The 24,201-nt window shown below is 73.2% G+C and carries 25 protein-coding genes; 11 read left to right on the top strand and 14 right to left on the bottom strand.

Annotated features, from left to right (window positions below):
* Positions 1 to 68: 68 nt before the first annotated feature.
* From AB0B39_RS20190 to AB0B39_RS20170, 5 genes are read left to right on the top strand one after another with little or no spacing between them, the layout of a single operon-like run.
* Positions 69 to 977, top strand: coding sequence for an ABC transporter ATP-binding protein (locus tag AB0B39_RS20190; RefSeq protein WP_357494752.1), 909 nt, complete (start codon positions 69 to 71; stop codon positions 975 to 977).
* A gap of 12 nt (positions 978 to 989) precedes the next feature.
* A complete protein-coding gene (locus AB0B39_RS20185) occupies positions 990 to 1,724 on the top strand; it encodes an ABC transporter permease (protein WP_357575027.1) in 735 nt (244 codons plus the stop codon).
* Between the two features lie 11 nt (positions 1,725 to 1,735).
* A complete protein-coding gene (locus AB0B39_RS20180; protein WP_357494754.1) occupies positions 1,736 to 3,004 on the top strand; it encodes a sensor histidine kinase in 1,269 nt (422 codons plus the stop codon).
* Positions 3,001 to 3,642: a response regulator transcription factor gene (locus AB0B39_RS20175; RefSeq protein ID WP_357494756.1), complete on the top strand. Its 642-nt coding sequence runs from the start codon at positions 3,001 to 3,003 to the stop codon at positions 3,640 to 3,642. The genes AB0B39_RS20180 and AB0B39_RS20175 overlap by 4 nt, the downstream gene beginning before the upstream one ends.
* Positions 3,643 to 3,666: 24 nt before the next feature.
* Positions 3,667 to 4,650, top strand: coding sequence for a YafY family protein (locus AB0B39_RS20170; RefSeq protein ID WP_357494758.1), 984 nt, complete (start codon positions 3,667 to 3,669; stop codon positions 4,648 to 4,650).
* Positions 4,651 to 4,687: 37 nt separating this feature from the next.
* Here AB0B39_RS20170 and AB0B39_RS20165 read toward each other — a convergent pair whose 3' ends face one another.
* The 6 genes from AB0B39_RS20165 to AB0B39_RS20140 form a co-directional block, all read right to left on the bottom strand.
* Positions 4,688 to 5,602: an SDR family oxidoreductase gene (locus AB0B39_RS20165; protein ID WP_234582320.1), complete on the bottom strand. Its 915-nt coding sequence runs from the start codon at positions 5,600 to 5,602 to the stop codon at positions 4,688 to 4,690.
* A 46-nt stretch (positions 5,603 to 5,648) separates the two neighbouring features.
* Positions 5,649 to 6,386, bottom strand: coding sequence for an alanyl-tRNA editing protein (locus AB0B39_RS20160; protein WP_007465709.1), 738 nt, complete (start codon positions 6,384 to 6,386; stop codon positions 5,649 to 5,651).
* Positions 6,387 to 6,397: 11 nt separating this feature from the next.
* Complete coding sequence (locus AB0B39_RS20155) at positions 6,398 to 7,285, bottom strand: alpha/beta hydrolase (RefSeq protein WP_234582318.1); 888 nt, start codon at positions 7,283 to 7,285, stop codon at positions 6,398 to 6,400.
* Positions 7,282 to 7,596 carry a DUF2516 family protein gene (locus AB0B39_RS20150; RefSeq protein ID WP_234582317.1) on the bottom strand — a complete coding sequence of 105 codons (315 nt, stop codon included), beginning with the start codon at positions 7,594 to 7,596 and terminating at the stop codon, positions 7,282 to 7,284. The genes AB0B39_RS20155 and AB0B39_RS20150 overlap by 4 nt, the downstream gene beginning before the upstream one ends.
* 71 nt (positions 7,597 to 7,667) lie before the next feature.
* The gene (locus tag AB0B39_RS20145) at positions 7,668 to 8,387 is read right to left on the bottom strand and encodes a hypothetical protein (RefSeq protein WP_357575026.1); all 720 of its coding nucleotides are present in this window, start codon (positions 8,385 to 8,387) and stop codon (positions 7,668 to 7,670) included.
* Complete coding sequence (locus AB0B39_RS20140; RefSeq protein ID WP_357575025.1) at positions 8,384 to 8,998, bottom strand: helix-turn-helix transcriptional regulator; 615 nt, start codon at positions 8,996 to 8,998, stop codon at positions 8,384 to 8,386. Before AB0B39_RS20140 ends, AB0B39_RS20145 begins: the two co-directional genes overlap by 4 nt.
* Before the next feature lie 112 nt (positions 8,999 to 9,110).
* Between AB0B39_RS20140 and AB0B39_RS20135 the strand changes: the two genes are divergently transcribed.
* A complete protein-coding gene (locus AB0B39_RS20135; protein ID WP_357575024.1) occupies positions 9,111 to 9,908 on the top strand; it encodes an alpha/beta hydrolase in 798 nt (265 codons plus the stop codon).
* Positions 9,909 to 10,019: 111 nt separating this feature from the next.
* Here the strand turns inward: AB0B39_RS20135 and AB0B39_RS20130 are convergent, their stop codons facing one another.
* The 4 genes from AB0B39_RS20130 to AB0B39_RS20115 all read right to left on the bottom strand — a co-directional run bounded on the left by AB0B39_RS20130 (position 10,020) and on the right by AB0B39_RS20115 (position 13,465).
* Positions 10,020 to 10,979: an asparaginase gene (locus AB0B39_RS20130; protein WP_357494767.1), complete on the bottom strand. Its 960-nt coding sequence runs from the start codon at positions 10,977 to 10,979 to the stop codon at positions 10,020 to 10,022.
* A 94-nt stretch (positions 10,980 to 11,073) separates the two neighbouring features.
* Positions 11,074 to 11,901, bottom strand: a complete 828-nt coding sequence (locus AB0B39_RS20125; protein ID WP_357494769.1) for a 3-keto-5-aminohexanoate cleavage protein — start codon at positions 11,899 to 11,901, stop codon at positions 11,074 to 11,076.
* A gap of 23 nt (positions 11,902 to 11,924) precedes the next feature.
* Positions 11,925 to 13,037, bottom strand: coding sequence for a folate-binding protein (locus tag AB0B39_RS20120; protein ID WP_357494771.1), 1,113 nt, complete (start codon positions 13,035 to 13,037; stop codon positions 11,925 to 11,927).
* Positions 13,034 to 13,465: a Fur family transcriptional regulator gene (locus tag AB0B39_RS20115; protein WP_357494773.1), complete on the bottom strand. Its 432-nt coding sequence runs from the start codon at positions 13,463 to 13,465 to the stop codon at positions 13,034 to 13,036. The genes AB0B39_RS20120 and AB0B39_RS20115 overlap by 4 nt, the downstream gene beginning before the upstream one ends.
* Positions 13,466 to 13,531: 66 nt before the next feature.
* On the opposite strand from AB0B39_RS20115, the gene AB0B39_RS20110 reads away from it, so the two are divergent.
* Positions 13,532 to 14,413, top strand: coding sequence for an aminotransferase class IV (locus tag AB0B39_RS20110; RefSeq protein WP_357575023.1), 882 nt, complete (start codon positions 13,532 to 13,534; stop codon positions 14,411 to 14,413).
* A gap of 4 nt (positions 14,414 to 14,417) precedes the next feature.
* Here AB0B39_RS20110 and AB0B39_RS20105 read toward each other — a convergent pair whose 3' ends face one another.
* Positions 14,418 to 15,008, bottom strand: coding sequence for an FABP family protein (locus AB0B39_RS20105; protein ID WP_357494777.1), 591 nt, complete (start codon positions 15,006 to 15,008; stop codon positions 14,418 to 14,420).
* 55 nt (positions 15,009 to 15,063) lie between these two features.
* The gene (gene mtfM, locus AB0B39_RS20100) at positions 15,064 to 15,168 is read right to left on the bottom strand and encodes a small membrane protein MtfM (protein WP_305076120.1); all 105 of its coding nucleotides are present in this window, start codon (positions 15,166 to 15,168) and stop codon (positions 15,064 to 15,066) included.
* A 12-nt stretch (positions 15,169 to 15,180) separates the two neighbouring features.
* On the opposite strand from mtfM, the gene AB0B39_RS20095 reads away from it, so the two are divergent.
* The 3 genes from AB0B39_RS20095 to AB0B39_RS20085 all read left to right on the top strand — a co-directional run bounded on the left by AB0B39_RS20095 (position 15,181) and on the right by AB0B39_RS20085 (position 18,069).
* Positions 15,181 to 15,555 carry a DsrE family protein gene (locus tag AB0B39_RS20095; protein ID WP_357575022.1) on the top strand — a complete coding sequence of 125 codons (375 nt, stop codon included), beginning with the start codon at positions 15,181 to 15,183 and terminating at the stop codon, positions 15,553 to 15,555.
* An 82-nt stretch (positions 15,556 to 15,637) separates the two neighbouring features.
* Entirely contained in the window at positions 15,638 to 16,018 is a 381-nt protein-coding gene (locus AB0B39_RS20090; RefSeq protein WP_357494781.1) for an SCP2 sterol-binding domain-containing protein, read from the top strand.
* Entirely contained in the window at positions 16,015 to 18,069 is a 2,055-nt protein-coding gene (locus tag AB0B39_RS20085) for a glycogen debranching N-terminal domain-containing protein (RefSeq protein WP_357494783.1), read from the top strand. The genes AB0B39_RS20090 and AB0B39_RS20085 overlap by 4 nt, the downstream gene beginning before the upstream one ends.
* A 19-nt stretch (positions 18,070 to 18,088) precedes the next feature.
* On the opposite strand, the gene AB0B39_RS20080 is transcribed toward AB0B39_RS20085, so the two are convergent.
* Both AB0B39_RS20080 and AB0B39_RS20075 read right to left on the bottom strand, forming a co-directional pair.
* Positions 18,089 to 18,853 (bottom strand): hypothetical protein, encoded by a 765-nt coding sequence (locus AB0B39_RS20080; RefSeq protein WP_357494975.1) that lies wholly within the window; start codon positions 18,851 to 18,853, stop codon positions 18,089 to 18,091.
* A gap of 166 nt (positions 18,854 to 19,019) precedes the next feature.
* The gene (locus AB0B39_RS20075) at positions 19,020 to 19,499 is read right to left on the bottom strand and encodes a winged helix-turn-helix domain-containing protein (protein ID WP_357494977.1); all 480 of its coding nucleotides are present in this window, start codon (positions 19,497 to 19,499) and stop codon (positions 19,020 to 19,022) included.
* Between the two features lie 209 nt (positions 19,500 to 19,708).
* Here AB0B39_RS20075 and AB0B39_RS20070 point away from each other — a divergent pair, with 209 nt between their 5' ends.
* Positions 19,709 to 24,094 carry a S8 family serine peptidase gene (locus AB0B39_RS20070; protein WP_357575021.1) on the top strand — a complete coding sequence of 1,462 codons (4,386 nt, stop codon included), beginning with the start codon at positions 19,709 to 19,711 and terminating at the stop codon, positions 24,092 to 24,094.
* The last annotated feature ends 107 nt before the right edge of the window (positions 24,095 to 24,201 follow it).

Below are 24,201 nucleotides of genomic sequence, written 5' to 3'. Positions count from 1 at the left end.
GATTCGCCGCCGGGCCAGCCCGACGACCCTTGAGGGGTACGAAGTCAGCGGCGGCGGAAGGCGGCACGATGCCGGTCATCGAGGTGACCCACCTGAAGAAGCGGTACGGCGATCTGGTCGCGGTGGACGACGTGTCGCTCACCGTAGAGGCCGGGGAGATCTTCGGCGTTCTCGGTCCGAACGGCGCCGGCAAGACCACCACGGTGGAATGTGTCGCCGGGCTGCGCGTCCCCGACGGGGGCGGGGTGTCGGTCCTCGGGCTCGACCCGCGCCGGGACGCGGTCCAGCTGCGGCAGCGGGTCGGGGTGCAGCTCCAGGAGAGCCAGCTGCCCGACCGGCTCCGGGTCGCCGAGGCCCTGGAGCTGTACGCCTCGTTCTACCGCAACCCCGCCGACCCGGCCGCGTTGATCGACAAGCTGGGCCTGGGCGAGAAGCGCAACACCGCGTACAAGAAGCTCTCCGGCGGTCAGAAGCAGCGGCTCTCCATCGCGCTGGCCCTGGTCGGCAACCCGGAGATCGCGATCCTCGACGAGCTGACCACCGGGCTGGACCCGCAGGCCCGCCGGGACACCTGGGGTCTCATCGAGCAGGTCCGCGACAGCGGAGTGACGATCGTGCTGGTCACCCACTTCATGGAGGAGGCCGAGCGGCTCTGCGACCGGATCGCGGTGATCGACCGCGGCCGGGTGGTCGCCCTGGACACCCCGACGGGCCTGGTGTCGGCGGTGGCTCCGGAGCAGCGGGTCCGGTTCCGGCCCTCGGCGCCTGTCGACGACCGGCTTCTCACCGACCTGCCCGAGGTGTCCGACGTGCGGCGGACCGGCGGTCAGGTGGTGGTGACCGGCACCGGTGACCTGCTGCACGCGGTCACCTCGGTGCTCGCCCGCCACCAGATCGTCGCCGCCGACCTGCGGCTGGAGCAGTCCACCCTCGACGACGCCTTCGTCGAGCTGACCGGGCACCGGCCCGTCGACTGAAAAGGGGCAAGCATGCACGCGTTCCGTCAGATCCTGAGGATCGAGGCGCGGCTCTACCTGCGCGACCTGCCGACGCTGCTCACCATAGTCGGGCTACCCACGATGATCCTGGTGGTGCTCGGGTTGATCCCCTCGCTCCGCGAGCCGGATCCGAACTTCGACGGGCAGAACTTCGTCAACTACTTCGCCCCGTCGCTGCTCGTGGTCACCCTGGCCATGGTCGGGGTGAACACGATGCCCATGGCGCTGGCGACCTACCGGGAACGCGGCGTGCTGCGTCGGCTGGCGACCACTCCTGCGCACCCGGGCGCTCTGCTCGCCGCCCAACTGGTGGTGGCCCTGGCCGCGATCCTGGCCAGCGCGCTGCTGCTGATCATCGTCGGCCGGTTGGCGTTCGGGGTGCCGCTCCCGGAGCACCCGCTCGGCTTCGCCCTGGCCTTCGTCCTCGGCACGGCGGCGCTGCTGGCGCTCGGGCTGCTGGTCGCCGCCGTGGCCCGGACGACGAAAGCGGCTCAGTCCCTGGCCGTGCCACTGTTCCTGCTCACCATGTTCTTCGGCGGGGTCTACCTGCCCCGGTTCCTGCTTCCGGACGCCGTGGCGCGGATCGGTGACTACACGCCGCCCGGGGTGCAGGCGCTCCTCGACGCCTGGACCGGCCCCTCGCCGCAGCCGCTGCACCTGGCGATAATGGCGGTGATCGCCGTGACGGCCGGGGCTGGCGCGGCGAAACTGTTCCGCTGGGAGTGAGCGGGGATCCGATGACCAGCAGCGGTGGGTACGACCGGCTGGCCAGCTGGCGAAAGCGCGAGGCGAACGTCTATCGCGTGTTCCCGTACGGCGGGCTGGCGCTGGGCACCCTGCTGGCCCTCGTCGCACCGGCACCCGCCAGCCCGGGGGCGGCGCCCACCCTCGCCGTCGCCGTCGCTGCCGGCTGCTGGGTCGCCTGGTTCGTCACCCTGCACCCCGACTGGCAGAGCCGGCGCAGGGTGATGGCTGTCTACTACGCCGGGCTGCTCACGTTCGCGGCTGTGCTGGTGGCGGCCAGCCCGTGGTACGGCTTCTTCGCCTGGATCGGATACATCCACGCCTTCCCGGTGCTGCCCGGGCGTTGGCGGGTCGCCGGAATGGTCACCACTGCCACCCTCGTCGCCACCTCGCAGGGCGGCGGTCTGGCCGTGGTGACGTCGCACTGGCCACTCTGGCTGGTGCTGGTGCTCTTCAACCTGCTCGTGGCCGGCTCGGTGAGCTGGTTCGCGACGATGGCCGAGAAGGAGGACGCCAATCGCCGACGGCTGATGGCGGAACTCGGCGAGGCCAACCGTCAACTCACCGAGACGGTCCGGGAGAACGCCGGGCTGCACGCCCAACTGCTCACCCAGGCGCGCGAGGCCGGCGTGCTGGACGAGCGCCAACGGATGGCGCGGGAGATCCACGACACCCTGGCCCAGGGGTTGACCGGGATCATCACGCAACTGGAGGCGGCCGAGCAGACCCGGGACCGCTCCGCCGACTGGCGCCGGCACGTCGACAACGCGCTCGCGCTGGCCCGGGAGAGCCTCACCGAGGCCCGCCGCTCGGTGCGGGCGGTCCGCCCGGAGCCGTTGGAGACGGCCCGGCTGCCGGACGCGCTCGTCGAGCTGGGTGGGCGCTGGGCGGCCCTGCACGGGGTACGGGCCGACGTCGCCACCACCGGTACGCCCCGCCCCCTGCACCCGGAGGTCGAGGTGACCCTGCTGCGGGCCGCCCAGGAGGCGCTGGCCAACGTGGCCCGGCACGCCGCCGCGTCACGGGTCGGGCTGACCCTGTCGTACATGACGGACGTGGTCACCCTCGACGTCCGTGACGACGGGACGGGCTTCGACGCCACCGGCCAACCGGCGTCCCGCGAGCCGGGCGGCGGGTACGGGTTGACCGCGATGCGGCAGCGGGTGACCCGGGTCGGTGGCGAGTTGGCGGTCGAGTCCGAGCCGGGCAACGGCACCGCCATCTCGGCGTCCGTCCCCGCGCTGCCGGGAGGTGCCGGTTGACCGCCCCGATCCGGCTGCTGATCGTCGACGACCATCCGGTGGTGCGCGACGGGTTGCGGGGCATGTTCACCGGCGACCCGGCATTCGAGGTGGTCGGTGAGGCGGCCGACGGCTCGGAGGCGTTGACCCTGGTCGCGACGGTGCGGCCGGACGTGGTGCTGATGGACCTGCGGATGCCCGGCATGGACGGGGTGACAGCCATCGGCACGTTGGCCCGCTCCGGCAGCACCGCCCGGGTGCTGGTGCTCACCACGTACGACACGGAGGCCGACGTGCTGCCGGCGATCGAGGCCGGCGCCACCGGCTACCTGCTCAAGGACGCGCCCCGCGAGGAGTTGGTCCGCGCGGTACGGGCCGCCGCCCGGGGTGAGTCGGTGCTCGCGCCGAGCGTCGCCGGGCGACTGATGGGCCGTCTCCGTACGCCGGTCGAGGAGCCGCTCAGCCAGCGTGAGCTGGAGGTGCTCACCCTGGTGGCCCGGGGTGCCTCCAATCGGGAGGCGGCGGCCCGGCTGTTCATCAGCGAGGCCACCGTCAAGACACACCTGCTGCACCTGTACGCCAAGCTCGGGGTCAACGACCGGGCCGCCGCGGTGGCCACCGCGTACGACCGGGGGCTGCTGACCCCCGGCGGGCGGTGAGCGGGGGCCGGGCAGGATGGGCTGGTGCGCGCGTCCCGACTGATCTCGCTGCTGCTGCTGTTGCAGGCGCGCGGATCGATGACGGCGGGTGAGCTGGCGCGGGAGCTGGAGGTCTCCGAACGGACCGTCTACCGGGACGTGTTGGCGCTGTCCGCCGCCGGGGTGCCGGTGTACGCCGACCGGGGCCGTGCCGGCGGCTACCGGCTGCTCGGCGGATACCGGACGCGGCTGACCGGGCTGACCCGCGACGAGGCGGAGGCCCTCTTCCTCGCCGGGCTGCCCGGCCCGGCCGGCGACATGGGCCTGGCCGACGCGGTGGCCGCCGCCGAGCTGAAGGTGCTCGCCGCGCTGCCGCCGGCGCTGCGCGACGCGCCGGTCCGCGCGGGGCAGCGGTTCCACCTGGACGTGCCGGGCTGGTTCCGGGAAACGCCGCCACCGCAGTGGTTGGCCGAGCTGGCGCGGGCGGTCTGGGGAGACCGGGTGGCGCAGCTGCGGTACCGGCGCGGCGCGCAGGAGGTGACCCGCCGGGTGCAGCCGTACGGGCTGGTCCTCAAGAACGGGGTCTGGTACCTGGTCGGCCGGGTCGGCGACGACACGCGCACCTACCGGGTGGACCGGGTGACCGGTGTCGAGGTGGGCGAGGAGCACTTCGAGCGGAACGAGGGCTTCGATCTGGCCGGGCACTGGCGGGAGCAGGCCGGGGAATTCCTGCGGACCATGCTGCGGGCCGAGGTGACCGTCCGGCTCACCCCCGCCGGCCTGCGCCAGCTCCGGCACCTGGTCGACGCCCCGCACGTGTACGACGAGGTGGTCGCCGCCGCAGGCGAGCCCGACGAGGAGGGCCGCGTGGTGACCCGGCTGCCCGTCGAGTCGGTAGATGTCGCGTACGCCCAGTTGCTGGCGCTGGGCCCGGAGGTGGAGGCGCTCGACCCGCCGGAGCTGCGCGCACGGATGGCGGACGCGGCACGCCGGGCCGCCGCACGCTACGACGGCCCGGCCGTGCCGTGACACCGGTCAGCGAGCCCGCCGGTGACCGGTCAGCGGGTCAGCGGTAGCCGGTGACGTCGGCGGGCTTGCCCGCGTCGACCACCTCGGTGATGTACCGGATGGCCTCCGGCTGGCTGCCGTCGACGTCGGTGAAGCCGTACACCTTCGACAGCGTCCCCGCGTCGACTGACTGACCGTTCCACCGGGCCTTCTCCTCGTCGGCGGCGAGCGCGGCCACCGCGCGGCCGACGAAGGCCGGGGTCTCCGAGATGAGGAAGTGCGGGTCGGTGGCGGCGCCGTCGCGCCAGTTCTCCTCGGTGACGCCGAAGTGCTCCAGCATCGCCTCGGAGCGCAGCCAGCCGGGGGTGAGCGCGACAGCCGTGCCGCCGTGCGGCTTCAGCTCGTGCGCCTGGGTGAAGGCGAGCCGGTTGACCGAGACCTTGGCCAGGTCGTAGAAGACCGAGAGGCGGTAGTTCTCGTCGTTGTACGCCTTGGTGCCGTCGCCGATCTCCACGACCAGGCCACCGGGCTTGCGGATCAGCAGCGGCAGGGCGAAGTGGCTCGTGATGATGTGCGTGTCGACGGCCAGCCGCAGGGTGCGGAAACCCGCCTCCAGCGGCTGCTCCCAGACCGGCTTGTCCCAGGTCACCAGGGGGTCGCCGCCCCAGATGTCGTTGACCAGCACGTCGAGTCGACCCTGCTCGGCGTCGATCCGGGCGACCAGGTCGCGGACCTGTTCGGGCACCAGGTGGTCGACCCGCACGGCGATGCCGGTGCCACCGGCCGCGGTGACCAGCTCGGCGGTCTCCTCGATGGTCTCCGACCGGTCCATCTCCGAACGGCCGGCGCGGCTGCTGCGGCCGGTGGCGTACACGGTGGCGCCGGCGGCACCCAACTGGACCGCGATCTGTCGACCGGCGCCCCGCGTGGCACCGGCGACGAGCGCGATCTTTCCTGCGAGCGGTTGTGTCATGCCTCCGAGGCTGCCAGCGATACCTGACAGCCGTCGTCCGAATTTGTCAGTCCACCAGCCGGACGCGGACGCGGCGGTTGGCCCGACCCTTGCTCTCCACCTTGACCACCTGCACCTTGCCGATCTGGGCGGTGGACGCGACATGGGTACCGCCGTCGGCCTGGACGTCCAGGCCGACGATGTCGACGATCCGGACCTCCTGCTCGTCCGGCGGAATGAGGTTGGACTGGGTACGGATGATGTCCGGAAGGGCCAACGCCTCGGTACGCGGCAGCACCCGCGTGGCGACCGAGCGGTCGGCCGCCACCTCGGCGTTGACCAGCTCCTCGATGCGGCTCTTGAAATCCGGGGGAACCTCGGGGAGGTTGAAGTCCATCCGGGCCTCGCCCGGTTCCATGTTGCCGCCGGTGACCAGCGCCCCGAAGTCGCGGAACACCACGCCGCAGAGCACGTGCAGCCCGGAGTGCGTACGCATCAGGCGGGTGCGGCGCTCGTCCTCCACCGCGCCGACGACCTCGGTGCCGACCGGCGGCAGCGGGTCACCCTCGGCGGGGATCAGGTACGGGTCGTCGCCCTTGCGGGTGCCGACGATCCGGGTCTGCACGCCCTGCCAGAGCAGTACGCCGTGATCCGGCGGTTGACCGCCGCCGCCCGGGTAGAACGCCGAGCGGTCCAGGACGATGCCCTGCTCCGGGTCGGCGTGCAGGACCGTGCAGGTCCACTCCCGCAGGGTCGGGTCGGCGAGATCCAGCCGGTGCGTGCGGCCATGTTGTGTGACGCCCATGACAGGGCACGTTACTCGTTGAGGAAGCCGGAGATGCGCCCGCGCAGATCGGCGCGTTCCGACCAGAGAACGCCCGGCCTGTCGTACACGTGCAGGGTGGCCTGGGGCAGCGCGGCGGCGAGCTGCTCGGCGACCTCGACCGGATGCAGGTCGTCGCCGGCGCAGCCGATCACCAGGGCCGGCGCGGTGACCGCCGCCAGGGCGGTGGCGTCGCTCAGCGGCACCTGATCCGCCAGGGTGGCCAGGCCGTCGGCCAGACCGTCGCGGAGCAGTTGGTCGAGCCGCTGCCGCAGGTACGCCCAGCCGGCCGGCGTGTTGCGGACCGCCACCGGTAGTTCCAGTGAGACGACGTCGGCGACGGCCGAGGCGTCACCGCTCTCGACGGCCTCCAGCAGGGCGCTGACACGTTCCCAGGCGACCGGCCCACGGGGCTGGTCGAGCACCGCCGGCAGGAAGAACACCAGTTTCTCGAAGCGCTCCGGGCTCTCGGCCAGCAGGGCACAGAGCGCGCCCGCGCCGAGGCTCGCCCCGAAAGCGCGGCTGGCGCCACCGAGATCGGCGATGGCCCGCAGGTCGCGGGCCAGGTCGAGGTAGGTCCACGGGCCGGGCGGCGCCTCGGAGCGGCCGTGCCCCCGGAACTGGAAGAACAGCCGACGACCGGCCACCCCGCTGCCGAACGGTCGCGTCGTGGCGATCCCGTTGCCCAGCCCGTGCGCGAAGACGGTGACCGGATCACCGACGCCGGTGACCAGGCGCTCCAGCTGCACGCCGTGCGGGGTGGCGACCAGTTCCGTCTCCGGCTCCGGCAGAGCGGGCCGGCCGGTACGCGGCCCGCCCGGGCCCGGCCCCCAGGTGCGGGGGCCGCTGTCCGGTGGAGGGGGCCAGCGGAAACCTCTCACCAGAACCCTTTGCCGTCGCTGAGGTCGCGGAGACCGACCCGCACGTCGAGCAGGTAGATGAGCGCGGCGGCGATGCCGATCAGTCCGAAGAGGCTGATCGGACCGCGACTGAGCAGGATCAGCACGAGGCAGACCGCCAGGATGGCGATCCAGCCGCCCTTGGGCAGCGTCCCGATGGCGGAGAATGCGTCGGAGCGCTGCGTGATGGCATGCACCAACGCGACACCCTGGATGATCAACGCGAAGACGAGCAGGATCAGCTCGATCACGTAACGGACTTCGAACGCGAAGATCGGCGCGGCGGTGGCCATGCCGGCAAGTTTATGTCGGCGATCCCGACTACGTCCGTCAAGGACGCCGTCGGGATCGCCGACCTGACGAACTACTCGGCCGCCGGGCGGGTCCGCTTGGTGGCCCGGGGCAGCTTGGCCGACGGGGTCTCGGCTGCCGGCTTGGCGGCCTTCGCCCGGGCGGCCTTCTTGACGGCTGCCGGCTTGGCCTCGGCGATCTCGGCCACCTCGGCCGGGCTCGGCACCTCGGCCGGGGCCGGCGTCGAGGCCGGAGCCGTCGGGGCGGTCGCAGCCGTCGGGGCCGTCGCCTCGGCCGCGGCCGGCGCGGCCTGGGTGGCCTCGATGTCGGCGTTGACCGTCTCGGCGGCCTCCAGCACGCCGGCGCCGACGACCCGCTCGCCACGGGCCACCAGCGCGCCGTAAGCGGCGAACGCCCGCTCCTGCGCGGCCTGGGCACCGGCGATCACCACGGCGGCGTTGCGGGTCGCGGCGGCCCGCAACTTGTCGATGTCGGCGACCTCGCGGAGCTTGGCCAGGTCGGCCGACTCGCGCAGCTTGGCGAGGTCCAGCTCGGCCTGCGCGCGACCGCGCAGGGTCTCGGCGGTCTCGTTGGCGGTACGCAGCGTCTCGGTGGCCTTCTGGCGCAGCTCGAAGCCGGTCAGCACCGCCCGGCCGCCGAGGTCGGCGACGACCCGGGTGCCGTGGAGGCCGACGGTCGCGGGCAGCTTGCGCAGCTGCTCGATGGCCAGTTCGGCGGCACCGGCGGCGGCGTAGATCGGGGCGGGGATGCGGTTGGTCTTCGGCTCGGTCATGACGTCTCCTCCTCGGCCGCCTCGGCGGCCTTCCGGACCGCCGGTCCGGCGGCCTTCTCTTCGGGGGTGCTGCGCTTCTCGGGGGTGCTGGTGCTGCTGCCCGGGGCGGGTGCGGTGCCCGCCTCGGTGACGGCGACCGACTCGAGCACGGCCTCGGTCGGGGTGCCGCCCGCGGTGGTGGGGCCGGTGGCTGCCAGGTTGGCCACGTCGGCCGGCTCGTCGGCGACGTCGGTCGGGGTGGTCGCGGCGGCGGCCTGGGCCTCGGAGAGCCGGGCGTTCTCCCGGCGGAACGTCTCGTAGATCTGGCTGAGCGACTGCTTCTGGGCCATCGTGAGGTCGGTGTCCACCGCGATGGCGGCGAGCACACCGTGGCCCTCCTTGTCGTCGAGCAGCCCGGCCCGCAGGTACATCGCCGGGGTCGAGACCCGCAGCGCGCTGGCCAGTTGCTGGAGCACCTCGGCGCTGGGCTTGCGCAGCCCGCGCTCGATCTGACTGAGGTACGGGTTGCTGACCCCCGCCTGCTCGGCGAGCTGACGCAGCGAGATCTTGGCGTTGCGCCGCAGATCGCGGATGAACCCGCCGACGTCGGGAAGGTCCTTGGGTGTGGCCATGACCCCGACGCTAGTGCCGCGTGCTAGCTCCTGCAAGCGAAATGCTTGCCAAAGTTAGCAAGGTCTCAGCACCACGTTTGCGCGCCGCTCGCCGGATCCGTACGGTCCGTTGGTGGACAAGATCACAGTCAACGGAGCACTTCTCGCGTACGACGAGGTCGGCACCGGTTCGCCAGTCGTACTGCTGCACGCCGGCATCGCCGACCGGCGGATGTGGCGGGGCGTCGTGCCCGCGCTCGCCGCCCGGCACCGGGTGATCGTCCCGGACCTGCGCGGGTACGGAGACTCGGAGCTGCCTCCGACGCCGTTCGCGCACCACGACGACGTGGCCGGCCTGCTGGACGCCCTCGACCTGCCCCGGGCCGCGCTGGTCGGCTGCTCCTTCGGTGGGTCGGTCGCCGTCGACACCGCGCTCGCGCATCCGGACCGGGTGAGCGCGCTGGCCCTCTTCGACACGGCGGTCTCCGGCAACGAGTGGTCCGAGGAGGCCAACGACCTCTGGGACGACCTGGTCGGCGAGGTCGACCCGGACGACTTCGTCGCCGGGGCGGCCGGCGAGGTGCGGTTCTGGGTGGTCGGGCCCGGCCGCCAGCCGGCCGACGTCGACCCCGGACTGCTGGCGTTCGCGCAGGAGATGGACCAGCGGGCCCTGGCCGCCGAGTTGGCGCTCGGTGCGGTCGAGGTGGGCGAGCTGACGCCTCCGGCCATCGGCCGCCTCGGTGAGCTGCGGGTGCCCGTCCTGGTCACCGCCGGCGCCGCCGACGTGCCGGACATCAGCCGCCTCGCCGACCGGATCGCCGCCGAGGTCCCCGGCGCGGTACGGCTGCCGGACGTGCCGGACGCCGCACACCTGTTGCCGCTGGAACGTCCGGAGCCGGTCAGCACCGCCCTGCTCGCGTTCCTGACCTGAACACAAACCCCGACCGCGCCTGGCGCCACCCACCCCGTCGATCATGAAGTTATTGCCACCCACGTCGGCGTGTCATGGCGATAACTTCATGATCAACGGGGTGGGGGCGGGTTACCAGAGCGGGCGGACCGCGCCTACCGGGAGGCCGCCGCCGAAGAGCGGGACCTCGGCGTACTCGGTCAGCACCGGGGCGTCCACGCCGAGCCGGCGCAGCGCGGAGACCAGCACCGGCATCCGGGCCCGGTCGGCCCCATCGTCGATCTTCAGAGCCACCGCGCCGACGCCCGGCAGCCCCACCGCGAACACGCCCTCGGCGCCGACCTTGGCCAGCAGGCCCGGGACACCGCGCATCAGCCGGGTGTCGTCGGCCTGCGTGCCACCGACGATCTCCGGGTGCGCCCGCATCGCGTCGGCCACCGTGCGCGGCACCGAGCCCGGCTCGGCGTCGACCAGCCGGAGGAACGCCCCGGCCAGGCCGGTCAGCGACACCGCCAGCACCGGGGCACCACAACCGTCGACCCCCACCGCCGCCGCCTGCTCACCGGTGAACTCCTCGATGGAGGCCCGCAAACCCTGCTGCAACGGGTGCTCCGGCCGCCAGTAGCCGTCCTGCGGCCACCCGGCGGCCTCGCAGGTCAGCAGCATTCCACTGTGCTTGCCGGAGCAGTTCATCTGCACCCGGCTCGGCCCGCCCCCGGCCCGCAGCACCGCCTCGCGGGCCGCCGCACCCACCGGCAGGTCGGGCGGGCAGTGCAGCGCCGAAGCGTCCAACCCGGCCCGGTGAAGGAGCGCGCCGACCCGGGCCAGGTGGAAGTCCTCCCCCGCGTGGCTGGCCGAGACCAACGCCAGGTCGGCCGGATCGGTCAGCGGCAGGCCGGCGCGGAGCATCCCGATCGTCTGCATCGGCTTGCTGGCCGAGCGCGGAAAGATCGGCGCGGTCACGTCCCCGGCGGTCGCCAACGGCACCCCGGCGGCGTCCAGCACCACCACCGAGCCGCGGTGCGCGCCCTCCACGAACCCGGACCGGACCACCTCGGCGAGCGGCACGCCGCCCTCGTACGTCTTTCCCACGTGCTGGACGGTACCCAGGAGGCTGGACCGCCCGTCGGCGGGGTGACCAGGTCGTCCATCGCCCGGGTGACAGGGGCGCGGGAGGTTGCCGGCCTTACAGCCCGAGCAGCGCGCGGGCCTCGGTGGTGGTCAGCGGCGGACGCTGGGCGAGTTGCGCGAAGCCGACCGCGCGGGCGACCAACTGCATGTTGGACTCGACCGGCCGACCCTTGGCGTACGTCACCGTGTCCTCCATGCCGACCCGCAGGTGCCCGCCGGTCGACAGCGACGCCAGCAGCACCGGGAGCGTGCTCCGACCGATGCCGGTGGCCGAGAAGGTGGTGCCCGCCGGCAGGTCCGCCAGCATCCGGTGGGCGGCGACAAGCGTCTCGGTGGTGCCCGGCATGCCGCCCGGCACCCCCATCACGAAGTCGACGTGCACGTGCCCGCCCGCCGGCAGGCCGTACTTGCCGAGGAGCCGCTGCAACGCGGACAGGTGGCCGAGGTCGAAGATCTCGTACTCCGGCACGATGCCGCGCTCCTGCATCCGGGTGTGCAGGTCGACGATGAACTCCCAGCGGTTGAGGAAGACGTCGTCGCCGAAGTTGACGGTGCCCATGGTGCAGGAGGCCATGTCCGGACGCGCGTCGAGCACGGCGAGCCGGGACGCCTCCGGGTCGGTCACCGCGCCGCCGGAGGAAAGCTGCACGATCAGGTCGGTGCTCTCCCGCAGCGCCGCCACCGTCTCGGCCAGCCGGGCCGGGTCGAGGGTGGGCCGGGCCTCGTCGTCACGGATGTGGACGTGGATCACGGCGGCGCCGAGCGCCTCGCACTCCTTGGCGGTGAGCAGCAGCTCGTCCAGGGTCACCGGCAGCGCCGGCACCTCCGCCTTGGCCGACTCCGCGCCGGTCGGGGCCACCGTGATCAACGTCCCTGTCGTCATGCCGGCGATCCTAGACGCCCCGCTCAGGACGGGTCGATCGCCGCCGCGGTCTCGCCGATCATCAGCGGGGCGTCGTCCGGAACGTTCCGCTTCAGCACCGCGAGAGCGACCTGACCCAGTTCGTGGTGCAGCACGGCGGTCCCCACGAAGCCCACCGCCCGCCCGTCGAGGGTCACCGGCGTACCGGCTGTCGGCGGCTGGTCGGTGGTCACCCCGTCCAGGTGCAGCAGCACCAGGCGGCGCGGGGGCCGACCCATGTTGTGTACGCGGGCCACCGTCTCCTGGCCCCGGTAGCAGCCCTTGTCCAGGTGCACCGCCGGGCCGATGAGGTCCACCTCGGCCGGAATGGTCCGGTGGTCGGTGTCCACCCCGACCCGCGGCTGCCGGGCGGCGACCCGGATCGCCTCGTACGCCCAGAGGCCGGCGACCGGCACGCCCGCCCCACGCAGCTCGGCGACCACCTGCTCCATCGCCGAACGGGGAACCAGCAGGTCCACCCCGAGGACGCCACGTCGCGCCCAGCCGCCCATCGGCAGCGGTCGGACGTCGTACCGGATGCCCGCTCGGGGCGGCACGGCCCCGGCGGCGAACTTCGGACCCGGCACCGGCACCAGGTCCGGCGCGGCCAGCCCGGTCACGCCGAGCGTGCCCAGGGCCTCCGACGCCGCCGGCCCGACCAGCGACAGCAGTGCCCGCTCGGCGGTGGCGTCGCGGGGGTCGACCTTGCTGAAGAACCGCATCTTCTCCAGGTACGCGAGCAGGCCCTCGGTCGCCCCCGGCTCGGTGTCCAGCCAGGTGGTCTCGCCGTCCTCGGCGACCAGGGCGTGCTGCTCGACGTGCCCGTGCGGGGAGAGCACCAGCAGCTCCGTGCCCTCGCCGGCGGCCAGCGTGCTCAGGTGCTGCGAGGTGATCGTGTGCAGCCAGCCGGCCCGCTCCTCGCCGGGCACCGCGATGATCCCCCGGTGCGACCTGTCGACCAGGCCGACAGCGGTGTCCAGGACGCGCTGCTCGCGCAGCGGGTCGCCGTAGTGCGCGGCCACCCCCCGCACCCCGGCCGCGACGTGCGCCGGGTCCGGCTGGTCACGGCTGGCCTCGTCGATGCTCTCGACGGCCACCGCGCCCGCGATGTCGATCATGTTTGATCCCCGTTCTCGCAGCGGTCGCAGACGCCGAAGAGTGACACGTGCCCGATGTCCACCCGGAAACCCCGCTGCTCGGCCAACTGCTCGGCCAGCGGTCGGAGCAGCTCCGGATCGATCTCGTCGATCGCGCCGCACTCCCGGCAGACCAGGTGGACGTGTTGGTGCTCACCCGCCGCGTGGTAGGTCGGCGAACCGTGCGAGAGGTGGGTGTGGGTCACCAGGCCGAGCCGTTCCAGCAGCTCCAGCGTGCGGTAGATGGTGGTGATGTTGACGCCGGCGGCGACCTCCCGGACCGCGGTGTGCACCTGCTCCGGTGTGGCGTGGCCCAGATCGAGCACCGCCTGGAGGACGAGCTGCCGCTGGGCCGTCAGCCGCAGCCCACGGGCCCGGAGCATTTCCGCGAGGGAGGATTCGGACACCATCCGATCATAGTTCGGCGATCGCGCCGACCTCCTGCGCGCGCCCGACGGCCGCTACGCTCGGCGGTCATGGTGACGTCGTCCGCGGGCAGTGTCCCGGCCAGGCCGAGCGCGCGGATCGCGGTGCTGGGGCGCGGCCTGATCCCGGCGGACGAACCCCTGCTGCGCGGCGACGACCTGGGCGTCCTGCACGGCGACGGGCTCTTCGAGTCGATGCACCTGCGCCAGGGGCGGCCGTGGCTGCGCGACGAGCACCTGGCCCGGATGGCCAGGGCGGCGGCGGCCGTCGACCTGGACCTGCCCCCCACCGACGCACTTACCGATCTGCTCGACTCGGTGCTCGCGGGCTGGCCGGCGCAGGTGGAGGGCGCGCTGCGGCTGGTCTGCACCCGCGGCTCGGAGGCCGGTGGCCCGCCGACCGTCTACGCCACGCTGACCGCGGTGCCGGCGTCGTCGCTGGCGGCCCGACGGAACGGGATCGCCGTGGCCCTCCTGCCGCTGGGGGTGCCCGCCGCCGCGCGTACCGGCCTGGACTGGCTGCCGGCCGGGATCAAATCCACGTCGTACGCGGTCAACAGCGCCGCCCGCCGCTGGGCGCGCGCCAACGGGGTGGACGACGTGCTCTGGGTCTCGTCCGACGGGTACGCCCTGGAGGGGCCCATCGCCAACGTGGTGTGGCTCACCGGGGACACGATCTGCACGGTGCCCGCCGCCACCACCGGCATCCTGCCCGGCACGACCGTCGCCTGGCTGCTCGCCCACGCCCACGAGCTGGGCCTCGACGGCGCAGAACGGATGGTGACCCCGGCCGAGCTGCACGCCGCCGACGGCGTCTGGTTCAGCTCGTCGATACGCGGAATCGCCGAGGTCCGGATGCTGGACGGGGTACGCCGGGACCGCTGCCCGCGTACCCCCGCCCTGCACGAACTGCTGGGTTTCCCCGTCGACTGAAGCGTCAGCCGCCCACCCGGACGAGCCGGGCGGAGAGGTGCGGGCTGAGGGGGTGGCCCATCGCCGCCATCTCCTGGGCGTACAGCAGCGCGCCCTCGACGATGCCGAAGAGGCGGTGCCCGCCGGTGACCTCCTTGGCGGTCGCCGTCCGCACCACCGCGTCGGTGGCGAACTCGACCTGGGTGCCGGTGCGCTTGCCGAGGTGCAGCTCCATCACCCCGGTCGGTGTGCTCAGCAGCGCCTCCAGCTCGTCGGTGGCCCGGCCGTCCACCATGACCGGCCGCCACCAGCCGACCTCACGCCCGGCGGGGCGGACGGGCCGGCTCTGCTCGTCGAGGATCCAGGCGCGCGACTCGTAGTGCAGGAACGGCCGGCCGTCGTGGCTGATCCGGATCTCCTGCGCGTAGTCGAAGTCCTCGATCGTGGGGAAGCCACCCTTGCCCCGGCCACGCCACAGACCGATGTACGGCAACAGGCCGTCCAGCGCCGGGTGCAGCTTCGGGCCGACCCGCAGGTCGTGACTCTCCTCGAACGGGTACTCCTCGACCGGCGGCGCGTTCAGCCACGGCGGCTGCAGCGGGTTCTCGTCGCTCACCGTTCCACCTTCGTTCGCGACTGCGGGGCTCGCAGACCCGGCTCACTCCTCGCGCTCACCAACGTCCCCTCGAAATCTTCACTGCCAGGTAGACCAGGCCGCCAGCGAGCCCGCCCAGGCCGGCGACCAGCAGGCTGACGAACCCGATCTCGGTAACCATCGTGACCATCCTATGCTGGGCCCCATGGCCCGCTCTCTCGTCGTCAAGGTCACCGCTGGGATGGACGCCCCGGAGCGGTGCGCGCAGGCGTTCACTGTCGCCGCCACGGCTGTCGCGGCCGGCGTGGACGTGTCGCTCTGGCTGACCGGGGAGTCGACCTGGTTCGCGCTGCCCGGCCGCGCCCAGGAGTTCGAGCTGCCGCACTCCGCGCCGCTGGCCGAGCTGCTGCACGTCATCCTGACCAGCGCCCGGGTGACCGCCTGCACGCAGTGCGCGGCCCGGCGGGAGATCGGCCCGGACGACGTACTGCCCGGTGTGCGGATCGCGGGCGCCGCGGTCTTCGTCGAGGAGGCGTTGGCCGAGGGCGCGCAGGCGCTCGTCTACTGACCACCGGCACGCCGCGGGGCGAGGGCATGGGCGGACTCCGGATACCGACCCGACATCTCGGACAGCTGCCTACGATTCGACTGTGACCGAGGCGACGGAGAGGTTCTTCGAATCGCTGCCGACGCGTGCGCCCACGATCCTGGGCGGCCTGGCCACGGGGACCCTGCAGATCGATCTCGGCATCGACCACCAGACCGAACACTGGCTGGTCCGGATGCGGCCGGGAGCGGTCCAGGCCAGCCGTGAGCGGGGCCCGGCCGACGCCATCTGGTACAGCAGCGCGGCCCTGTTCGACAGGCTGATCACCGGCGAGGCACAGGGACTCGCCGCGGTCCTGCGCAACGAGAGCACCTTCAGCGGTGACGTGGTGCTCTTCCTGGCCTTCCGCCGCTTCTTCCCGAACCCGCCGGGCACCCGTGACCCGCGCGAGGTGGCCCGACAGGCAGCCGGACGGCGGTCGTGAAGGATCTCGTCAGCATCCTGGACGGCAACACCTTCCTGGTCACCGACCACCGCGGAGACATCGAACCGTCCTTCGACTTCCCGACCGGGCTGTTCTCCTTCGACACGCGATTCCTGTCGAGCTGGGTGCTCACCCTCGACGGCGAGCGGCTGCACGCCCTCTCCGTGGACGACAGCGAGTCGTACCGGACCACGTTCTTTCTCGCGCCCGGCGAACCCACCCACTACCTCGACGCCAAGGTGTCGATGATCCGTCGGCGGGAGATCGGAGGTGGCTTCGAGGAGGAGCTGACCGTCCTCAACTACTCCGGCGCGGAGGCCGAGTTCACCGTCCGGGTCGAGATGGGCAGCGACTTCGCCGACCTGTTCGAGATCAAGCACGCCCAGCAGAAGGTCGGCCGGACGACCATCGGGGTGACCAACGACGAGCTGCGGTTGACGTACCGGCGGGAGGCCTTCCACCGCGAGACAGTGGTCCGCTCGACGGTGCCGGCGCAGGTCGACGCCGCCGGGATGACCTTCCGGGTCCGGATCGGGCGCAACAGCGAGTGGACGACCCGGCTGCACGTCTCCACTGTCGTCTACGGGGCGCGGGAGGAGGACATCCGGGCCACCCTGCCGTTCGCGGGCAACCGCGGCGCGGATGCCATCCGCGCCGAGCAGCAGGAGCTGATCGACCGGGCGCCCACGCTCGGCTGTGACTGCCAGCCGCTGGCCGGGGCGTACCGACGGAGCCTCAACGACCTGGCAGCGCTGCGCTACGAGTCGATCGCCCTGGGCGCACGGCTGATCGCCGCCGGGCTGCCGTGGTTCATGACCCTGTTCGGTAGGGACAGCATCATCACCTCGTTGCAGGTGCTGCCGTTCCTGCCGGAGCTGGTCCCGGCGACCATCCTCATGCTCGCCGGTCTCCAGGGGCACCGGGTGGACGACTTCCGCGACGAGGAGCCCGGCAAGATCCTGCACGAGCTGCGGTACGGCGAGACCGCCGGTTTCGAGGAGCAGCCGCACTCGCCGTACTACGGGTCGGCCGACTCGACGCCGCTGTTCGTCATCCTGATCGACGAGTACGAGCGCTGGACCGGCGACACCGCGCTGGTCAAGCGGCTGGAGCCACACGTCCGGGCGGCCCTTGAGTGGATCGACACGTACGGCGACCTTCTCGGCACCGGCTACCTCTGGTACCGCACCCGCAACCCCGAGACCGGGCTGCAGAACCAGTGCTGGAAGGACTCCTGGGACGCCATCTCGTACGCCGACGGCCGGCTGCCCGGCTTCCCCCGGGCCACCTGCGAGCTGCAGGGCTACGCGTACGACGCGAAGATCCGGGCCGCGCGGCTGGCCCGGAAGATCTGGAACGACCCGGCGTACGCCGACCGGCTGGAGCGGGAGGCGGCGGCGCTCAAGCAGCGGTTCAACCACGACTTCTGGATCGCCGACCGGGAGTACTACGCGCTCGCCCTGGACGCCGACGGCCGGCAGGTGGACGCGCTCACGTCGAACATCGGGCACCTGTTGTGGAGCGGGATCGTGGACGAGCCCCGAGCCGGCAAGGTGGTCGGCCACCTGCTCGGGCCTCGGCTCTTCTCCGGCTGGGGCGTGCGGACCCTGGCCGAGGGCGAGGGCCGGTACAACCCGATCGGCTACCACGTGGGCACCGTGTGGCCGTTCGACAACTCGATCATCGCCTGGGGCCTGGGCCGGTACGGCTACCGGGAGGAGGCCGGGCTGATCTGCGACGCGATGCTCGCGGCGTCCCGCTACTTCGACGGGCGGCTGCCGGAGGCGTTCGCCGGCTACGCCCGTAGCCGCACCGGCTACCCGGTGGAGTACCCGACCGCGTGCAGCCCGCAGGCCTGGTCGAGCGGCACGCCGCTGCTGTTGCTGCGGGTCATGCTGGGGCTGGAACCGCAGGGCGAACACCTGATCATCGATCCGGCCGTGCCACCGGGCATGGGCCGGGTGGAGCTGCTGGACATTCCCGGCCGCTGGGGCCGCGTGGACGCGTTGGGTCGCAGCCGAGGCCCGCAGGACCAGCAGACGGGCCGCTGATCCGGGCCCGACGTCCGGCTCAGGCGGGGCAGCCGACGGTGGCGGCGACCCGTGCGGTGTCCGGGCCGAGTTCGGCAAGCACTGTGACGTCGCCGGCGCGGTACGCGTACACCGGGGGGTTGTCCAGCAGTGGGGCGTCCCCGGCCAGCGGGGCGAGCGCGCCGGCGGTGGCCGGGCCCGGCCCGGCGGCGGACCGTGCGGTACGGGCCACGGCACCGTCCGGGCACGGCGCGGTGACCAGGTCCGGCGCGGCGTCGCCCGGCCGGTCGAGCGCGGTCAGGGCGGCCGTCAGGGCAACGGCCTCCGGGCCGGCGCCGGTGGCCGGCTTCGGGTCGTAGCCGGCGCCCAGCGGCCGGCAGCCGGTGTCGACTGTCAACCGGAGCCGGCCATCCCCGGTCGGTCGTCCCTCGACGGCGACGAATTCGCCCGCGTCGGCGTGGAGTTCCGGCCCGTCAAGGCCGGGGCCGACGCCGGCCCGCCAGGTGGACGGCAGCCGGTCGGCGATGCCGGCGAGCACGGTGCGCTCGGTGCCGGCGGGCGCGAGCACGCCGACCTCGCGCCGCAGCGCGGCGCCGTCGGAGAACGGGGTGACGCGGCAGCCGGCGTCGACCCGCACCGGGCCCAGCTCCAGCAGCCCGGCCGTGCCGGCGGCCCGGGCCAGCTCACCGACGGCCCGGTCGACCACCGGGGCGGCCTTGTCGAGGGACCGCTGCTCGCGCACCGTCGGCGGGTCGTCGCGGACCGACATCCAGGCCAGGCCGGCCAGCAGCACGGCCCACAACACTGTCGCGACCAGCAGCCAGCGCCGCCCACGCCGGGTCGGTGCCGGCGCGGGGGGATCGCTCGACGGGGCCCAACCCGTCTGGACAGCACCGCTCACCCGGCCATGGTGTCACGGGCGGTCCTCCGCACCGGAGGCAGCGGTCGGCGGTCGGGGTGACGGCGGAAGATCAGGCCGGCCGGGGCGGCGGGTCGAGCCGGTAGCCGACCCCGCGCACGGTGTGCACCCGCGGCCCACCCGGCAACCCGTGCAGCTTGCGCCGGAGCCGCTTGATCGCGGAGTGCAGGATCGCCGTGTCGCCGAGGTACGTGCCGGCCCAGACCGCGGCGAAGAGCTGCTCGTGGCTCCACACCACGAGCGGTGGACCGACGAGCCGGGCGAGCAGCTCCCGTTCGGTACGGGTGAGCGGGAGTGGATCGCCACGCCAGGTGACCACGTGCCCGGCCCGGTCGACGACCAGCTCACCCCAGCTGATGCGCCCCTGCGGCGACGGCATGGTGCTCGGTCCGACGGCCGGTGCCGCGCCTGCCGACGGTGGCAACAGCATCGCCCGCAGCTGGGCCAGGTCCGCGCAGGTCACTATCGGACCGTCGAGCTGCCGCAGCACCCGCTCGCGCACCGAGGCGTCCGCACTGACGCAGACGACGATCGGGACCTCCGCACCGGGCCCGCCGACTCCGCCCGCACCACCCGCTACCACCACCCGAAGATAGTGACGGATGCCGATGCATTTCGGGGCCCCGTCGCAACGGTCGGAATGACGCCACGTCACTGACCAGGCACTGACCGGCGTTGTTCACTGTGCACGGCGGTGCGCGCCCGTCCCGAACCCGTCGGGACCCAACGTGGGGAGGAACAGTGCTCCGACCATCAACCCTGAGGTCCGCTCTCTGGCGGACGGCCGTCGCGTGCTGCGCGGCCCTGCTGGCCCTCACCGCCCAGCCCGCGGTGGCCGCCCGACCCGCGCCCCGGCCGACACCGGCCCGCGTGGACCAGCGCCTGCTCGGCCAGCTCGGCACGTCGGGCAGCGCGAGCTTCCTGGTCTACCTGCGGGACACCGCGCCGCTGAGCCGGACGGCGAAGCTGCGCGACCCGGACGATCGGGCGCGCGAGGTGCGCCGGCTGCTCACGACGACCGCCAGGCGCACCCAGAAGGGTCTGCGCTCGCTGCTCACCACCCGCAAGGCGCCGTACACCACGTACTGGATCGCCAACGCCGTGCGCGTGACAGGTGACCGGGCGCTGCTCGACCAGATCGCCAAGCGACCCGAGGTGGCCCGGATCGAGCCCAGCCGCAGCTATCCCCTGCTCCGGCCGAAACCGGTCACCGGCGGCCGCGTCACCGCCAACGGCGCCGAGTGGGGACTCACCAACATCAACGCCCCGCAGGTGTGGAGCGAGTTCGCCGACCGTGGCGAGGGCATGGTGGTCGCCAACATCGACAGCGGCGTCCAGTACGACCACCCGGCGCTGGTGGGGGCGTACCGCGGCAACCTCGGCGGTGGCGCGTTCGACCACAACCACAACTGGTACGACCCGGCGGGCGTGTGCCCGAGCGCCGCGCCCTGCGACAACAACGGCCACGGCACGCACACCATGGGCACGATGGTCGGCGACGACCGCGCCGGCAACCAGATCGGCGTCGCACCCGGCGCGAAGTGGATCACCGCGAAGGGCTGCGAGACCGACTCCTGCACCGACTCATCGTTGCTCGCGGCCGGCCAGTGGGTGCTGGCACCGACCGACCTGAACGGCCAGAACCCCCGCCCCGACCTGCGCCCCGACGTGGTCAACAACTCCTGGGGCGGCGCCGGCGGCGACCCGTGGTTCCAGCAGACCATCGCGGCCTGGCGGGCGGCCGGCATCTTCGGCGTCTTCGCGGCGGGCAACGACGGCCCGGCCTGCGGCAGCGCCGGCTCACCCGGAGACAACGCCAACGCGTACGCGGTCGGCTCGTACGACGTGCACGACGCGATCTCCGACTTCTCCGGGCGGGGTGGCGGCACCGACACGTTGTCGTACAAGCCGAACGTCGCCGCACCGGGCAGCAACGTGCGCTCCAGCGTTCCGGGCGACTCCTACGCCGCCTTCGACGGCACCTCGATGGCCGCGCCGCACGTCTCCGGCACCGTCGCGCTGCTCTGGTCGGCGGCGCCGAGCCTGAAGGGTGACGTCACCGCCACCGAGGAGCTGCTGGACCGGACCGCCCGCGACGTCGACGCCACCGCCTGCGGAGGTACCGCCGCCGACAACAACGTCTTCGGCGAGGGCCGGCTGGACGCGTACGCGGCGGTGCGGGACGCCCCGCGCGGCGCCGTCGGGCGGATCACCGGCACGGTCACCGCCGCCGCTGACGGCGAGCCGATCGCCGGCGCGACAGTCGGCGACGGCACCCGCAGCGCCACCACCGGCGCGGACGGCCGGTACGCGCTCACTGTGCCGGCCGGCGCGGCCACTGTCACCGTCAGCGCCTACGGGTACGCCGCGCGGACGGCCACCGTCACCGTCACCGAGGGCGGCACGGTCACCGAGGACTTCGCCCTGACGGCGAACCCGTCGGTCACCGTGAGCGGCCGGGTCACCGACGGCTCCGGGCACGGCTGGCCGCTCTACGCCCGGATCGAGGTCACCGGCCGTCCCGGCGGACCGGTGTTCACCGACCCGGCCACCGGGCGGTACTCGTTCACCGTGCCGGGCGACACCACGTACCGGCTCACCGTCACCGCCCGCTACCCCGGCTACCGCACGATCACCCGGGACGTGGCCACCGGCGACGGGCCGGTTCCGGCCGACATCGCCGTACCTGTCGAGACCGCCTGCACGGCGGCCGGTTACACCGGCAGCTTCGGCACGCCGCTCCTGGCCGAAAGCTTCGACGGCGCCGCCGCGCCGGACGGCTGGTCGGTCCGCGACCGCACCGGGGACGGCGGCTGGACCTTCGACGACGCCGGTGAGCGGGGCAACCTCACCGGCGGCAGCGGCGCCTTCGCCATCGCCGACAGCGACCGTCTCGGCTCCGGTAGGACCCAGGACACCGACCTGGTGACCCCGACCGTCGACCTGCGCTCCACGCCCGCGCCGGTGCTGCGGTTCCACAGCGACTGGCGGGCGGTCGGCGTGACCGATGCCGCCGACGTGGACGTCTCCACCGACGGCGGCACCACCTGGACCACGGTGTGGCACCAGACCAGCAGCCGACGTGGACCGCTGCTCGAGGAGGTGCCCCTGGATCCGGCTGCCGGGGCGTCCGCCGTGCAGGTCCGGTTCCGCTTCCACGGCACCTTCGCGTGGTGGTGGCAGGTGGACGACGTGCAGCTGGTCAACCGCGACTGCGTGCCGGCAGCCGGCGGTCTGGTGCTCGGCCTGACCACCGACCGCAACACCGGCACCCCGCTCAACGGGGTCACGGTGGTGAGCGCCGACCGACCGGCGGACCGTGGCACGTCGGCGTCGACACCTGACGACCCGGCCCTGCCGGACGGCTTCTATCGGCTCTTCTCCGGGCTGACCGGGGCGCACCGGTTCACGGCCAGCCGTGCGCCGTACCAGGCGGCCACGCAGACGGCGACGGTGACTGCCGACGAGGTCCGACGGCTGGACGTCGCGCTGGCCGCCGGCAGACTCACCGTCACCCCCACGAACGTCCAGTCGTACCAGTCGTACGGCAGCACCCGGACCACGAAGCTGACGGTCCGCAACACCGGAAGCGCGCCGGCCGCCGTCAACCTGGTGGAGCGCGGCGGGCGGTTCGACCTGCTGTCCAGGGCCGGTGCGCCGCTGCGGGAGCAACGGATGAAGGGGATCAGCAAGGCCCGCACGGGTACCGCGTACGGCGGGGCGGAGACCGGAACCGAGGCCGCGCCACGGGCGCAGGACGGGTGGACCGGTATCGCCGACCTGCCCGCCGGCGTCTACGACAACGCGGCGGCCACCCTCGACGGGAAGGTCTACTCCGTCGGCGGTGGCGGTGGCAGCGGCCTGGAAGGCAAGGCGTGGCGCTACGACCCCGACACGGACGCCTGGGCCGCGCTGCCCGACCTGCCGACCGCGCGGGCCAAGCCGGTCGCGGCGGCCGTCGGCGGCAAGGTGTACGTCCTCGGTGGCTGGGGAGTCGACGACAACACGGTCGCCTCGGTGGACGTGTTCGACCCTGCCACGGAACGGTGGAGCACGGTGGCCGGAGCGACCAACCCGTTCCCGGCGGCGGCTGCCGGCGGCGCGGTGACCGGTGGGAAGGTCTACCTGGTCGGGGGCTGCCTGGACAACGACTGCACCGACTCGGACCGGCTCGTCGTCTTCGACCCGGCGACCGGCGCGTTGCACACCGGCGCGTCCTACCCGCATCGGGTCTCCTGGCTCTCCTGCGGCGGGATCGGCAGCGCGATCTACTGTGCCGGCGGCACCGGCGGCACCGAGTACACCGACGCCTACCGCTACGACCCGGCGGCGGACGCGTGGCGCCCACTGCCGAACCTGCCGCTGGACCTCTGGGGTTCCCAGTACACGGCGGCCGGGGACCTCCTGGTCCTGGCCGGCGGGGTCACGGCCGCGTCGACAACGGTGACCAACCGGACCATCGCGTACGACCCGGTGGCCGGAGGTTGGCGCGACCTGCCAAACGTCCAGTTCGGCAGGTACCGAGGCGCCGCCGCCTGCGGCGCGTACAAGATCGGTGGTTCGCCGTCGTCCTTCGTGGGCTCCGCCGAGAGTGAGCGGCTGAGCGGCCTGGAGCTGTGCGACGGGGAGGCGGACCTTCCCTGGCTCGCCACGACACCGGGCACCTTCACGCTGGCCGCGGGCGCCTCCCGAACGGTCACCGTCACCATGAGCGCCACTGTCGCGGCCGGCGTGGACCAGCCGGGCACCTACTCCGGCGAGCTGGGCGTCGCATCCGACACGCCGTACCGCGTCTCCGCGCTACCGGTGCGGATGAACGTGTCGCCGCCGGCCAGCTGGGGCAGGATCCAGGGCACCGTCACCGGGGTCACCTGCGCCGGGGTCACCGTCGGGGTCGCGGCGACGGTCCGGGTGAACCGGGTGGGGACGACTACCGGCTACACCCTGACCGCGGACGCCCAGGGCCGGTACGTGTGGTGGCTGCCGAAGGGCCGCTACGACGTGATCGTCGCCAAGGACGCCTGGGTGCCGCAGACACAGCGCACGCGGATCGAGGCGGGCATCGTCGACACACTCGACTTCACCCTCGATCCGGTCTCGTCCTGCACGAGAGCCACCGGCATCTGACCCGACACGCGTGGGTGGCCGGCGACCTGTCGGCCGCCGGCCACCCGCGCGACGACGACCGGGGCCGGGGCCCCCCGCCGGGTGTCCCGCCCCCGGGCGACAGAACG

It is taken from the genome of Micromonospora sp. NPDC049114, assembly GCF_040648635.1.
Taxonomy (GTDB): Bacteria; Actinomycetota; Actinomycetes; order Mycobacteriales; family Micromonosporaceae; genus Micromonospora.
The sequence above is the reverse complement of the archived record's forward strand: the minus strand, read 5'-3'. Positions and strand labels throughout refer to the sequence as shown.

What these genes read in the sequence shown, in the direction of transcription:
- AB0B39_RS20115 (WP_357494773.1), bottom strand. Translation starts at nt 13,465, where the DNA reads ATGGTGTCCGAATCCTCCCTCGCGGAAATGCTCCGGGCCCGTGGGCTG.
- AB0B39_RS20125 (WP_357494769.1), bottom strand. Translation starts at nt 11,901, where the DNA reads ATGACGACAGGGACGTTGATCACGGTGGCCCCGACCGGCGCGGAGTCG.
- AB0B39_RS20120 (WP_357494771.1), bottom strand. Translation starts at nt 13,037, where the DNA reads ATGATCGACATCGCGGGCGCGGTGGCCGTCGAGAGCATCGACGAGGCC.
- AB0B39_RS20160 (WP_007465709.1), bottom strand. Translation starts at nt 6,386, where the DNA reads ATGGGCGTCACACAACATGGCCGCACGCACCGGCTGGATCTCGCCGAC.
- AB0B39_RS20110 (WP_357575023.1), top strand. Translation starts at nt 13,532, where the DNA reads ATGGTGACGTCGTCCGCGGGCAGTGTCCCGGCCAGGCCGAGCGCGCGG.
- AB0B39_RS20185 (WP_357575027.1), top strand. Translation starts at nt 990, where the DNA reads ATGCACGCGTTCCGTCAGATCCTGAGGATCGAGGCGCGGCTCTACCTG.
- AB0B39_RS20150 (WP_234582317.1), bottom strand. Translation starts at nt 7,596, where the DNA reads ATGGCCACCGCCGCGCCGATCTTCGCGTTCGAAGTCCGTTACGTGATC.
- AB0B39_RS20165 (WP_234582320.1), bottom strand. Translation starts at nt 5,602, where the DNA reads ATGACACAACCGCTCGCAGGAAAGATCGCGCTCGTCGCCGGTGCCACG.
- AB0B39_RS20095 (WP_357575022.1), top strand. Translation starts at nt 15,181, where the DNA reads ATGCTGGGCCCCATGGCCCGCTCTCTCGTCGTCAAGGTCACCGCTGGG.
- AB0B39_RS20140 (WP_357575025.1), bottom strand. Translation starts at nt 8,998, where the DNA reads ATGGCCACACCCAAGGACCTTCCCGACGTCGGCGGGTTCATCCGCGAT.
- AB0B39_RS20180 (WP_357494754.1), top strand. Translation starts at nt 1,736, where the DNA reads ATGACCAGCAGCGGTGGGTACGACCGGCTGGCCAGCTGGCGAAAGCGC.
- AB0B39_RS20190 (WP_357494752.1), top strand. Translation starts at nt 69, where the DNA reads ATGCCGGTCATCGAGGTGACCCACCTGAAGAAGCGGTACGGCGATCTG.
- mtfM (WP_305076120.1), bottom strand. Translation starts at nt 15,168, where the DNA reads ATGGTTACCGAGATCGGGTTCGTCAGCCTGCTGGTCGCCGGCCTGGGC.
- AB0B39_RS20145 (WP_357575026.1), bottom strand. Translation starts at nt 8,387, where the DNA reads ATGACCGAGCCGAAGACCAACCGCATCCCCGCCCCGATCTACGCCGCC.